The sequence below is a fragment of the Streptomyces sp. Tu 2975 genome (assembly GCF_009832925.1).
GTDB lineage: Bacteria > Actinomycetota > Actinomycetes > Streptomycetales > Streptomycetaceae > Streptomyces.
The window spans coordinates 3,276,659-3,288,515 of record NZ_CP047140.1 but is presented as its reverse complement, the minus strand read 5'-3'; the positions used below and the strand labels follow the sequence as shown (position 1 = coordinate 3,288,515).

14 protein-coding genes and 1 pseudogene are annotated in these 11,857 nt (G+C 70.0%); 8 read left to right on the top strand and 7 right to left on the bottom strand.

Annotated features, from left to right (window positions below; all coding sequences use genetic code 11):
* Window positions 1-902 precede the first annotated feature (902 nt).
* Window positions 903-1,571: a signal peptidase I gene (gene lepB / locus GLX30_RS14340; RefSeq protein WP_159688260.1), complete on the bottom strand. Its 669-nt coding sequence runs from the start codon at window positions 1,569-1,571 to the stop codon at window positions 903-905.
* A 283-nt stretch (window positions 1,572-1,854) separates the two neighbouring features.
* Between lepB and GLX30_RS14335 the strand changes: the two genes are divergently transcribed.
* The gene (locus GLX30_RS14335) at window positions 1,855-2,199 is read left to right on the top strand and encodes a hypothetical protein (RefSeq protein WP_159688259.1); all 345 of its coding nucleotides are present in this window, start codon (window positions 1,855-1,857) and stop codon (window positions 2,197-2,199) included.
* Window positions 2,200-2,223: 24 nt separating this feature from the next.
* Here the strand turns inward: GLX30_RS14335 and GLX30_RS14330 are convergent, their stop codons facing one another.
* Entirely contained in the window at window positions 2,224-2,523 is a 300-nt protein-coding gene (locus GLX30_RS14330; protein WP_159688258.1) for a DUF397 domain-containing protein, read from the bottom strand.
* On the bottom strand, window positions 2,504-3,358 hold the full coding sequence (locus GLX30_RS14325; protein ID WP_159688256.1) for a helix-turn-helix transcriptional regulator: 855 nt from the start codon (window positions 3,356-3,358) through the stop codon (window positions 2,504-2,506). Before GLX30_RS14325 ends, GLX30_RS14330 begins: the two co-directional genes overlap by 20 nt.
* A gap of 179 nt (window positions 3,359-3,537) precedes the next feature.
* Between GLX30_RS14325 and GLX30_RS14320 the strand changes: the two genes are divergently transcribed.
* Both GLX30_RS14320 and GLX30_RS14315 read left to right on the top strand, forming a co-directional pair.
* Window positions 3,538-3,741: a hypothetical protein gene (locus GLX30_RS14320; RefSeq protein WP_037773917.1), complete on the top strand. Its 204-nt coding sequence runs from the start codon at window positions 3,538-3,540 to the stop codon at window positions 3,739-3,741.
* Window positions 3,741-4,091 (top strand): annotated as a pseudogene (locus GLX30_RS14315) (ATP-binding protein); the annotation flags it as partial. The gene GLX30_RS14320 and the pseudogene GLX30_RS14315, both read left to right, overlap by 1 nt.
* A gap of 12 nt (window positions 4,092-4,103) precedes the next feature.
* Here GLX30_RS14315 and GLX30_RS35230 read toward each other — a convergent pair.
* On the bottom strand, window positions 4,104-4,487 hold the full coding sequence (locus tag GLX30_RS35230) for a hypothetical protein (RefSeq protein WP_244258543.1): 384 nt from the start codon (window positions 4,485-4,487) through the stop codon (window positions 4,104-4,106).
* Between the two features lie 30 nt (window positions 4,488-4,517).
* On the opposite strand from GLX30_RS35230, the gene GLX30_RS14305 reads away from it, so the two are divergent.
* Window positions 4,518-5,087, top strand: coding sequence for a hypothetical protein (locus tag GLX30_RS14305; protein WP_208545421.1), 570 nt, complete (start codon window positions 4,518-4,520; stop codon window positions 5,085-5,087).
* 67 nt (window positions 5,088-5,154) lie between these two features.
* Here GLX30_RS14305 and GLX30_RS14300 read toward each other — a convergent pair whose 3' ends face one another.
* Window positions 5,155-5,457 carry a hypothetical protein gene (locus tag GLX30_RS14300; RefSeq protein ID WP_159688254.1) on the bottom strand — a complete coding sequence of 101 codons (303 nt, stop codon included), beginning with the start codon at window positions 5,455-5,457 and terminating at the stop codon, window positions 5,155-5,157.
* Window positions 5,458-5,866: 409 nt separating this feature from the next.
* Window positions 5,867-6,250, bottom strand: a complete 384-nt coding sequence (locus tag GLX30_RS35225; RefSeq protein WP_244258148.1) for a hypothetical protein — start codon at window positions 6,248-6,250, stop codon at window positions 5,867-5,869.
* On the opposite strand from GLX30_RS35225, the gene GLX30_RS35220 reads away from it, so the two are divergent.
* The 3 genes from GLX30_RS35220 to GLX30_RS14285 all read left to right on the top strand — a co-directional run bounded on the left by GLX30_RS35220 (window position 6,237) and on the right by GLX30_RS14285 (window position 8,822).
* On the top strand, window positions 6,237-6,812 hold the full coding sequence (locus GLX30_RS35220; protein WP_244258147.1) for a L,D-transpeptidase family protein: 576 nt from the start codon (window positions 6,237-6,239) through the stop codon (window positions 6,810-6,812). The two genes, GLX30_RS35225 and GLX30_RS35220, sit on opposite strands and share 14 nt — an antisense overlap.
* Window positions 6,813-7,092: 280 nt before the next feature.
* A complete protein-coding gene (locus GLX30_RS14290; protein WP_208545420.1) occupies window positions 7,093-7,821 on the top strand; it encodes an RNA polymerase sigma factor in 729 nt (242 codons plus the stop codon).
* The gene (locus GLX30_RS14285) at window positions 7,821-8,822 is read left to right on the top strand and encodes a hypothetical protein (protein WP_159688250.1); all 1,002 of its coding nucleotides are present in this window, start codon (window positions 7,821-7,823) and stop codon (window positions 8,820-8,822) included. The genes GLX30_RS14290 and GLX30_RS14285 overlap by 1 nt, the downstream gene beginning before the upstream one ends.
* 257 nt (window positions 8,823-9,079) lie before the next feature.
* On the opposite strand, the gene GLX30_RS14280 is transcribed toward GLX30_RS14285, so the two are convergent.
* The gene (locus tag GLX30_RS14280) at window positions 9,080-9,940 is read right to left on the bottom strand and encodes a L,D-transpeptidase family protein (protein ID WP_208545419.1); all 861 of its coding nucleotides are present in this window, start codon (window positions 9,938-9,940) and stop codon (window positions 9,080-9,082) included.
* A gap of 266 nt (window positions 9,941-10,206) precedes the next feature.
* Here GLX30_RS14280 and GLX30_RS14275 point away from each other — a divergent pair, with 266 nt between their 5' ends.
* Window positions 10,207-11,787 (top strand): methylmalonyl-CoA mutase family protein, encoded by a 1,581-nt coding sequence (locus GLX30_RS14275; protein WP_159688244.1) that lies wholly within the window; start codon window positions 10,207-10,209, stop codon window positions 11,785-11,787.
* Window positions 11,788-11,857 lie beyond the last annotated feature (70 nt).

Sequence of the window (11,857 nt, the reverse complement as noted above, 5' to 3'; positions counted from 1 at the left end):
ATAGATACAATGGGTGTGGGTGAATATTGTATTTGATATTCACCCACACCCTTTTCCTTCTGAAAGGTTGCCGTATGTGGGTGCAGCGTGTGATCGAGCTGACTGGATGGGAGCCGCTTGGGGTCTCTGGCGACTGGGTGGCGATCGAAGGGGAACTGCGGTGCCCGTTGCCGGCGGACTACAAAGAGCTCTTCGAGGCGTTCGGTGGTGGCGTATTCTCTGATTCCGTCTACTTTCTCGCCCGTGACGAGGGTCTTGCTTTCGACTTCCTCACGCAGTGGCGAGTGGCCCTTTCGGTCGATCAAGACGGAGGGGCTGATGGTGTTTCTGCGGTGGAGCCCTACTCGGTTTATTCGCCGGGGGTGAGGGCCTCGTCACCTGGGCTTCCACGGAATGGGGTGATGAGTACTGCTGGCTGCTCGACGCTCAGCGGCCTGGTGAATGTCCCGTCCTCGCGCGAGCCGAAGACGGCGAGTGGCGCCGGTACGACATGTCCACGTCGGAATTCCTCTACAGAGTTCTCACCGATGCCGATTTTCAACCTTTCGGGATCGCGCAGTACAACCTCGGCACAGTGTTCAAGCCCGGCTCCGCGGGCGACGACTGATGGGGCTTCCCGGCGAGGCTCGGCGGCGCCGGCCTGAGTTTGTCTGAAGTGGACGTCGACACGAACGCCCGGGTTCAACCATCGCGTCCATCCAGGGCCCGGGCGCAACTCGCGCGTGTCCGTTTCTTATGCGTGGCCGAAGAGTATGGCCGGTCGCTGACACACGAGGCCGACGGCCTCCCAAGGGACTTGTGCCATCGTCCTGGAGACCGCCGACGCTGACACCATCGCCGCGCAAATCAACAGCGGCGACGGCGGCGACCCCGGCTGGGGCTGCACGCCCCTGTGAGAGGGGCTAAGCGACGGGCAACGGAGGAGCAGCCTCGACCGGCCGCCGCGTCCGGCGCCCGGCCACGTACCCCCCGATCCCCAGACCCGTCCCGACCAGGGCCATCACGACCCCGAACATGCCCAGCGCTGCGAACGCCACCGGCACGGTGGAATCGCTCTGCACGCGCCCGTGCACTCCTGATGCCGCCACGCTGCCCGACTGCTCGCCGAGGAAGAAGCGCGAATCGCGCGAGTTCCCGCGGTGGTCGCCCAGCAGGAACAGCCGTCCGTCGGGCACTGTCACGTCATATTCTCCCGCCCCCGCGTTCACTTCACCGCGCATCACATAGGGTTCGTCGACCGGCTTTCCGTTCACCGTGATCCGGCCCCCGTCACAGCAGACCACGTGATCGCCGCCGAGCCCGATGACCCGCTGGAGGACCGGCGCGCCCTGATATCGGTCCGGCACATCGACGAGTACGACGTCGCCCCTGCGTATCTCGCCCACGTCCGTCCGCTCGATGAGCAACCGCTCGCCCGGACGGTACGTCGGCGTCATCGCCTCGCTCATGACGGTGGTGCGTTCGTAGCTCGTCCCTATGTACCCGATGCCCCCCAGCATCAGGACCAGTCCGAGTGGTACCAGCACCCAGGCCGCGACTCTCAGGCCGCGTCCCGCTCTCCGCTGCCGCATGAAACGCCCCTTCCTCACCCCCCGACGGCCGGGCGGGCCAGCAGAGGGTAACCGCCCTCGTGGGTGACGGTTTTCGGTGGCCCGGCGCAGTAGCGAGTGAGCCGACTGGTCCTCGGGCGGACACAGCGCCACCCATGTCGTCAGTTCTGCGACGCGTACGGGCCGGTGCGTGTCAACAATCAGGTGCATGCGGAGCCGAGGGCGAGGACGTGGGCGTCTGCTCGCGCCACTTCGCTCCGGACGGTCCCTGCTTCCAGCCTGGCGGCGACCCACCGGAGACACCGTGACCTTTCTCGGCCCCGCCCTGGTGACTGCTCTTGGACTGCTCTACATGGTGAATCCCGGAGGCCTCGGCGACCACGCATTCAAGCACCTGAACAGGTACCCCAGAATCGCCTACTCCGCCGAGGCAGCACGGCGTCAGGCGTACGCGCTGGGCAGGATGGCGTTCGTGATCGGGGTCGGCTGGACGGTCTGGGCGCTCCTCCTGGACCTCGGCATGAGTCATGCCGTGAAGGTGGCATTCCTGGCGGTCGCCGTCCCGAGCGCACTCGCCCTTGCCGGCTTCACCGTCGTCGACACGATCAGGCGTGCGATGGGGGAGGGTTGGGACGGACGGAGTCTGTAGGAAAGCCCGGATCCGGTGACCGGGCTACGAAACCCTCTGCCTTGCATCGGACTTCATGGAGGTGACGAACGACGTCCAGGCCGGGGCCGTGATCGTGAGGATCGGGCCGCTCGGGACCTTGGAGTCGCGGACGGGGACGACGCCGGTGTGGGCGTCGCGCACCTCGACGCAGTCTCCGCCGTCGCCGTTGCTGTACGTGCTCTTGCGCCAGGCGGCCGCGCCGGGGAACGCCTCCGCGACCTCGACGCAGTCCCCGCCACTGCCGTTGCTGTAGCTGCTCTTGCGCCAGACGGCGGTGCTCAAGTCAATTCCGCTGCTTGCCATTTCGGTCATCCTCAGCCGCTTCCTCGATCAGGGCGAGGGACGCCTCCGGTGGCAGTGCGGCGGCCCTGAGCCAATCGTACGACCGGCGGTACTCCTTCACGAGGGCCGGATCGTCGATGGTGTCCCCGCTGTGCAGGGCCTCCGTGTAGACCAGGGGAGGGGCGTCGGGGAAGGTCATGACCTTGGCCGTGCCCAGCATGAAAGGGTGCGCCCCGCAGTTCCACGGAAGGATCTGGGGAACGATCCGGTGGCGGCGTGCCAGCGCCGCGATGTGCTCGAGTTGTTCGGCCGTCTGGTCCGGCGGAAGGATCGGCTGGCGCAGGAGTGACTCGGACAGGATCGCCCAGTACATCGGGGTCTTGTGGTTCTCCTCGAAGAGGCGGGCCCGTGCCAGTCGGGCGCTGGCCTTCTCCTCCACCTCCTCGTCCAGGGCAAGAGGATGTGTCGCGCGCACCACGGCCCGCGCGTACGCGTCCGTCTGCAGCAGACCCGGGATCAGCGTCGGGCACCACTCCTCGATGGTCTCCGCGTGCTTCTCCGCCTCCAGCACCCGCTCGAAGTAGCTCGCGTGGCCCCGCCGTTTCGCCCGCCGCACGTCCTCGCAGCGCCGCCGGAAGAAGCCGTCCGTGCCGAGCACCTGGTCCACGTGCTCGGCCAGTTCCGCCGGCATCCGGCGCGTGCCGCGTTCGATCTCGCTGAGGTGGCTGGGGCCGTAGAAGCTGCCCTCCACCAGTTGCTGGAGCGTCAGTCCCGCCTCCTCCCGTTTCCACCGCAACTCGCTGCCGTAGAAGGTCGGGACGCCTGCCGAGCCGTCGATGTCCTTGCGCTGCCCCATCGCCCACCGTCCCTGGTGCCGTGTACCGCCCGTTTCCCGAGGTTCCCCGGCCCGTACCAACTGCACCGCGCATACGTGCAGTTCAGGGCCGGGATCCCGAACCTCTTTCACGCTACGCGGCCCGGCACCACGCTGTGAGCAGTTCGTCACCCAGCGCACTGGAAGGTGTGAACCCACCTATGTACGACCACTCCGAAGCCGACGACTGCGCCGAGGAGCTCCGGGCCGTTCTCGCCGAGCACGGCATCACGCTCCCGTCCCTCCGCGTCGACCTGCCGACCTTCGCCGCCCGCTACCCGGCACGGCCGCTGATCTCCCTCGGCAACTGCAACCTGCTGACCGCCCGGACGCTGGTCGCCGCCCTCCGTAAGGGAGTCGCGTGATGAGCCGGCCACCCCTGACGCTGGACCTGCTCGCGACCCCGGCAGCCGTGTCGGGCGTGCGCCGCGCCCTGCGCGACTACGGCGCCGACCTCCAGCTCTGCGCGACCGAGCTCGTCACCAACGTGATCCGCCACGTCGGTGAGGGAACGCCCGTGACGGTCCGGGTGTCGTGCGGCGGCGGCCGTACGCGACTGGAGGTCACCGACCCCGACCCGCGTGCTCTGCCCGTCCTGTGCGCGACGGCTGCCGCCGACGACGAGTCGGGCCGGGGCCTTGTGCTGCTCGACGCGCTGACCCTGCGGTGGGGTGTGGGGCAGGGGCCCGGCGGCAAGACCGTGTGGTGCGAGCTGGCGGCGTGGCGGTCAGGGGGCGAGCGCGGCGGACACCCGGGCCAGCCGGGCGGGCGGCAGGGCGAAGCCGTTGGCGGGATTCCGGTAGGAGTACGAGCCGTGGTTGACCCGGACCCCGTCCCCGATCGTGGTCCAGGTCGCTGCGCCGGGCGCACTCTGGCTCTCCAGGAGCGCGGCGGCGACCACTTCGGGGTCCTCGACGCCGACCAGGGCCCGTAGGGCGGACGTCAGGCGCTCGACCGCGTCGTCGGGCAGGTCGTTGTCGCCCAGTGCGGGCAGCAGGAGCAGCAGCCGGGCGTCGGGATCGGTGGTGCAGCCGCCCGGCAGGCCGTGGTCCGCCGCGGCGGTCAGCTCGGGCCAGGACAGGGCGGGACCCATGAAGTGCCCGTCGTCCACGGCGAGGAATTCGGCCCGTGCCCAGTCGGGGTGGTGCAGCAGGTAGTCGGTGCCGGCGTCGTCCTCGAAGGTGCGGAGGACGACGTGCAGGCGGTGGCCCGCCGTCAGCGGGACAAGGAGGACTCGGCCGACTGGAAGGCCGTGTCACCCGCCGACCCGGAGATGCGGAACAAGGCCGACGACCCGATCGCGGTCATCCACGAGTTCCGGATGTACGCGCAGGCCGCCGGCGGCGACGTCAAGGTGACCGAGAAGGACGGCGGCGGCACGGTCGAACTCCGCGTCACGAGCGGCAGGCAGAAGCTGAGCGCCGTCCGGCAGCGAGCCTGGGCCAAGAAGGCGGAGCGCGAGTTCGACCCCACGGCCGAGCAGCTCCGCGCGGCCGGCATCCCGGTGGACGATGCGCGGCTGACCCTCTCCGGTCTGGAGGAGGTGCTGGTCCTGGACGCGAAGACGTACCGGATCAAGAGTCACCGCTTCGACTTCGGCTTCCTGATTCCGTACAACGGGCAGAACATGGCCTTCGAGCAGCAGGTGACCCTGGCGAACCAGGGCGTGTACGACGGCAGGATCGAGCTTCCCGCGGAACTGCGCCGCTGAACCGGTCGTGGCGGCGGCCCGCGTCCTTGGGACGGCCGGCCGCCCGGCCGCGGGGCCCGCGACAGGCTCAGTACCAGAACGCCTTGATCACGGCGTCGCCCCTCGCCGCCGCCCGCGTGTAGAAGGCGAGCAGGCCCGAGTGGTGCTCGAAGAAGACGTTCCTGACGTCCGCCTCGTCCCAGGCGGAGAACGGTGCCCGGAAGGCCGTGCCGGCGCGGTCCCAGAACGCATCGAATCGCAGGCCGTCGTGGAACGCGGCCGCCCGGCGCCACCCCCGACGGGCCCAGGAGCGCGAACGGCGGTTGCTCCTCCGCCGGATGGCGCACGATCCGGCCGCCGAACACGGGCAGCTCCCAGGCTCCGTCCGCACCCTCCGGCCGGCCGGCTGCCGCCTCGTAGAACTCCTGGACCATGGCGAAGTCCTTTTCGATGGACTCCGCGAGCCCGGCCTCGTACTCCTCCTCGTGCATCTCCCAGGCAGCCGGCATGAACTCCGTCAGGCTGCCGTGATCGCCCCTGACCTGGGACTCCGGTACGGCACGCAGATGCATGGAGAACGACGTGGGTCTCCCCGGGGCCGGGGCGACCCGTTGTCCGGGCCGCGGAGAAGGAACGGATCGGAAGGGAACCTGGCGCGGGTCACTGACAGCGGCCGATGTCCCCCGAATGGCGTGTGTCCGGAATGTCTTCGGCCTGGTTCTCGGCCGGGCCGGCGATGTATAACCGGCCGGCCTTGAGGCGCGGTGACGTGCTGCCGCGCCGTTCCGACGAGCCAAGGATCATCCCGTGCTGCGCTCCTCCGTCAAGTTCTCGTCCGCCCTCGCCCTGGTCGGCGTGATGTCGCTCGTGTCGGCCTGTGGTGGGGGAGGGGAGCCGGCCGGCTCTGCCGCCCCCGCCTCGACCGGTGCGGCGGCGCAGGGGGTCAAGGAGGTGACGGGCGGTTCGGCCTCGCCCAGCGCGTCCGCGTCCGCGTCTGCCTCCCCGTCCGCCTCCGCGTCACCCTCGGGATCGGCCTCCGCTTCCGCTTCCGCGTCGGCCAAGGCGTCCGACAGCACGGCCCCGAAGGCCACGAGCGGCGGCAACGCGGGTCCGGGCAGCGGTTCCGGGGACGAGCCCGCCGCGCCCTCCACGCCGAACTTCCCCGTGCCCGTGAACGTCGGCACCGCCACCCAGGTCATCACCGTCAAGACCCGTGGCTCGTACGCGACGGTCACCGCCTGGCAGAAGGGCTCCGCCGGCTGGAAGGCGCAGTTCTCGACGAGCGCCGGACGTGTCGGGTCGAACGGGGTGACCGACGGCGCCACCCGCAGGCAGAACACGTACACCACCCCCACGGGCACCTACACGATCACCGAGGGCTTCGGTGTCGAGTCGAGCGGCACCGCCATGCGGTACACGAAGGTCAACGACAGTCACTGGTGGGTCCAGGACCCGGAGTCGAAGTTCTACAACTCGATGCACACCGAGGCGGGTGCGGACTTCCCGCTGACCGAGTCCGGCGACCGCGGCAGCGAGCACCTGATCAACTACCCGACGCAGTACGCCAAGGCCCTGGTCATCGACTTCAACCGCTGGCCGGCCACCCCGGGCCGGGGCGCCGGGATCTTCCTCCACGTCAACGGCAGCGGTGCCACCGCCGGCTGCGTCTCCGTGCCTCGGGCGACGATGGAGAAGTTCATGGGGTGGGTCCAGCCCTCCGCCCATCCGCGCATCGCGATCGGCTGACGGCAACCCGCCGGACCGACCGGCCCCGGACGTGAAGGACGACCGGGGCCGCCACCCCCCACAGGAGAGGCCCCGGTCGTCGCTCGTGCCGGGGGCCCGAGGGCACCCCGTACTAACCTCAGCGCCGAGAGTGCTGTTTCTGTCACACCGCGCCGACGCAAACTTGTTGCAAGTTGTACGAGGCGTGGACGCGGGACCTTAAAAGGACGTAGCGTGCTGATTCGCGCAGGACAGCGCGGCAGTGATGACCAGCTGCGGTACGGAACGACGGGTTGAGGTAGTGCTGGGGGACGACGCGGAGCTGACCGCCGCCGTGCTCGCGGCTCAGGACGGGGGCGAGGACGCCTTCCGGACTGTGTACCGCGCCGTGCATCCGCGGTTGATCGGCTATGTGCGCACGCTCGTCGGCGACGCCGACGCGGAGGACGTCGCCTCCGAGGCGTGGCTCCAGATCTCCCGGGACCTCGACAGGTTCAGCGGGGACGCCGACCGGTTCCGCGGCTGGGCCGCGCGGATCGCCCGCAACCGTGCGCTGGATCACATCCGGATGCGGGGCCGTCGGCCGGCCGTCGGCGGTGACGAGACCGAACTGACCGGCAGGGCCGCCGACTCCGACACGGTCGACGAGGCGCTGGAGTCCATCTCCACCAGCAGCACCATGGCGCTCATCGCCCAACTGCCGCAGGATCAGGCCGAGGCGGTCGTACTGCGGGTCGTGGTCGGCCTCGACGCCAAGAGCGCGGCCAAGACCCTCGGCAAGCGGCCCGGCGCCGTCCGGACTGCCGCGCACCGCGGTCTGAAACGGCTCGCGGAACTGCTGGGAGCCGACGGCGCCGCCTTCGAAGGCGTGGACCGGCTTCCCTCGGACGTGACTCGCCGGGGCGGGGAGGACCCCGCGGAGAGCGCTTCGGAACTGGGCGGCCTGCCGGCCCAGCGCGGCTCCCGCCCCGGTGCGACGGCACCCGCCGGTGTGACGCATTCACGCCTGCGGACGCAGAAGGACATGTGATGGCCGACGAGCGGTACGAGTGGCTTGACAGGGACGCGGCGGAGCGCCTGCTGCGTGGCGAGCCTGTCGAGGTCGCGGACGAACGCGCCCGTACCGAGGCCGCACGGCTCGCCGCCACCCTCGACAGCGCGGCGCGGAACCCCGGCTACGGCTACGACGACGGCGAACTGCCCGGTGAGGCGGCTGCGATGGCCGCGTTCCGCAAGGCCAGGGCCGAGTCGACGGCGGCAGCAGGGACTTCGCTCGGGACCGTACAGGTCACCCGTTCGCGCCGCGGCGCCCGGCCGGCCCGTGGCGTGGGATTCGCGCGGCCTGTCCGGTTCGGGATCGCGGCGGCGTTCGCGGGCTGTGCCATCGGCGGTGTCGCCGTCGCGGCCGGCAGCGGTGTGCTGCCCACCTTCGGCGACGACCGTCCCACGCCCGCCTCCTCCGTGTCGGCCGCGGCGACACCGGGACCGCTCACGTCGCCGTCCCCGAGCGGCGGTGAGTCCGGCGCGGTGTCGCGTCCTCCGGGCACCAACCGCACGACGCCGGGACTGCCGCCCGTGACGGGCAGCGCGACCCCGTCCCCCGGCGATGCTGACGGGAGCACGCCGGGCCTGCCCGCCGGGGACGGTGCGGCCACACCGGGCGGCGAGGACCCGTCCAGGGCCGACCTGTACCGCAGGTCCGTCGAGGCATGCCGTGACTACCGCAGCGGCCGGCTCGATGCGGACCGCAAGCGCCGGCTGGAGTCGGCCGCAAAAGGCGCCGAGCGGGTGGAGCGGTTCTGCGACGCACTGCTCGGCGGAGGCGCGGGCGACGGCGGCAGCCCGGGCGGCGAGAACGGCGACGATCGTGAAAAGGGCGACGGCGACGGGAAAGGCCAGGACGGCGGGAAGAACTCCGGCGGCTCCGGCGGCGACCGCGACTCGGGCAGCTCCGACGGCTCCGACGGCGCCCCGCAACTCGTCCCGGACACCCCCAGGTCTCCTACTCGCTCGTCCCCGACGCGGCCGTGACGCCGTGGTCGACCGGCTCCGACTCCCTTGCGGGCGCCATCACACGAGCCCTTTGACCTGCGCTTTCACAGCGCCGGGCGCGGGGTGTGACGTTTTTCTGGGCTACGGCGCAGTAGATAGTGAGCCGACTGGTCATCGGCGGCGCAACGAGCCGGGGTTCCCCCCGTACCTACGGCTCAGCGCAATGGCGCGGGCGGGACACGTTCCCCCGGTCCCGCCCGCGCCCTTCTTCCTTCACCGCTTCCGCGCCCCGCGCGTCACCAGTAGACGACGACCTTGTCACCGGTCCGCACCTGGTCGAACAGCGACGCGATGGCACCCTTGTCCCTGACGTTCACGCAGCCGTGCGACGCGCCGTTGTAGCCGCGGGCGGCGAAGTCGGAGGAGTAGTGCACCGCCTGGCCGCCGCTGAAGAACATGGCGTACGGCATCGGGGTGTCGTAGATGGTCGAGACGTGGTCGCGGGACTTCCAGCCCACCTTGAACACGCCTTCGCGGGTCGGCGTGTACTGCGACCCGAAGCGCACGTCCATGGTGGACAGCACCTTGCCGTCGATCATCCAGGACAGGGTGCGGGTGGTCTTGCTGATGCACATCACCCGGCCCGTCATGCAACGCGGATCGAGCTTGGCCTGCGGCTTCTTGACGTCCTTGCCGTCCAGCTCGGCGCGTGTCGGCTTCGTCGTCATGCCGAGCAGCCGCTGCCAGGTCACGGTGTCCGTGCTGCCCGTCGCGGGAAGGCCGCGCTTGCCCTGGAAGCCCTTCACGGCCGTGGTGGTGACCGGCCCGTACGTACCCGTCGGCTTGTCGTCGAACCAGCCGATCTGCGCCAGCCGCGCCTGGAGCTCGCGCACCTGCTCGCCCTTGGCGCCGGGGGCCATCAGGACCTTGGGCGCGGGCTGCTCGGTGGAGGGCGACGGCGACGGCTTCTTCGACGGCTCGGCCGACTCGGATGCCGATGCCGACGGTGACGGCGAAGCCGGCGGCGTGGAGGCGGACGGTGTCGATGCCGCGCTCGGCGTGCTGCCGGCGGTCGGTGTGTCCGTCGCGGCCTCCGCCTTGCAACCGGCCGTCACCGCGGCCACGACCATCGCGGCCGCTGCGGCCAGCGTTCTCATCCCGGCTTTCCTGAGCATGTCGCCCCCCACTTGTCTCGTCCCCCACGTGTGTCTGTGCCTGATGAGACAAATTCCCGTCCTGCTCGGTTGCGCAATCCCGCGCATCATGGGGGTAACGGTTCGGGGACGGGCGGGCCACGAGCGCTTCGCCGTACGGGCTGTGAGCAAGGTCCCAGGGCGTGGCTCTCCATCCCTCGCACGCCCGCCGCTACAGTCCGTCGCAGAGGTTGTTACCTGTCAGTAGGCCCAGCGGGAGGCACAGTCACATGGCGCGCGAGTCCGAGTCGGGACTGCCCATCGAGCCGGTGTACGGACCGGCGGACCTGGAGGGCTGGGACCCGGCAGAGAAGCTGGGCGGGCCCGGTGAGTACCCCTTCACCCGCGGCGTGTACCCGTCGATGTACACCGGCCGGCCCTGGACGATGCGCCAGTACGCCGGCTTCGGCACGGCCGTCGAGTCCAACGCCCGCTACAAGCAGCTGATCGCCAACGGCACGATGGGTTTGTCGGTCGCCTTCGACCTGCCGACCCAGATGGGCCACGACTCCGACGCGCCCATCGCGCACGGCGAGGTCGGCAAGGTCGGCGTCGCCGTCGACTCGATCGACGACATGCGGGTGCTGTTCGGCGGGATCCCGCTGGACAAGGTCTCCACGTCCATGACGATCAACGCGCCCGCCGCTCTGCTGCTCCTCCTCTACCAACTCGTCGGCGAGGAGCAGGGCGTCCCCGCGGACAAGCTCACCGGCACGATCCAGAACGACGTGCTCAAGGAGTACATCGCCCGCGGCACGTACATCTTCCCGCCCAAGCCGTCCCTGCGGCTCATCGCGGACATCTTCAAGTACTGCAAGGCCGAGATCCCGAAGTGGAACACGATCTCGATCTCCGGCTACCACATGGCGGAGGCCGGCGCCTCGCCCGCGCAGGAGATCGCGTTCACGCTCGCCGACGGCATCGAGTACGTCCGCACCGCCGTCGCCGCCGGCATGGACGTCGACGACTTCGCGCCCCGGCTGTCCTTCTTCTTCGTCGCCCGCACGACCATCCTCGAAGAGGTCGCCAAGTTCCGTGCGGCCCGCCGCATCTGGGCCCGGGTGATGAAGGAGGAGTTCGGCGCCAAGAACCCGAAGTCGCTGATGCTGCGCTTCCACACCCAGACCGCGGGCGTGCAGCTCACCGCACAGCAGCCCGAGGTGAACCTGGTGCGCGTCGCCGTCCAGGGCCTCGCCGCGGTTCTCGGCGGCACCCAGTCACTGCACACCAACTCCTTCGACGAGGCCATCGCCCTGCCGACGGACAAATCCGCCCGCCTCGCACTGCGCACCCAGCAGGTCCTGGCGTACGAGACCGACGTGACCGCCACCGTCGACCCCTTCGCCGGGTCGTACGTCGTGGAGAAGATGACGGACGACGTCGAAGCCGCGGCGCTCGCCCTCATGGAACGCGTCGAGGACCTCGGCGGCGCGGTCAACGCCATCGAGCAGGGCTTCCAGAAGAACGAGATCGAGCGCAGCGCCTACCGCATCGCCCAGGAGACCGACTCCGGCGAACGCGTCGTCGTCGGCGTCAACCGCTACACGCTGGACACCGAGGACCCGTACGAGCCGCTCCGGGTCGATCCCGCGATCGAGGCCCAGCAGGCCGAACGGCTGGCGAAGCTGCGCGCGGAGCGGGACCAGGCGGCGGTCGACGCGGCGCTCGCCGAGCTGAAGAAGGCAGCGGACGGCACGGACAACGTCCTCTACCCGATGAAGGACGCGCTGAAGGCGCGCGCCACCGTCGGAGAGGTCTGCAACGCGCTGCGTGAGGTGTGGGGCACGTACGTCCCCACCGACGCTTTCTGAGCTCTGGCCTCTGTCCTCTGGTATCTGACATACGGAACAGAAAGGCGGAGTGTCGTACCGATGTGCGACA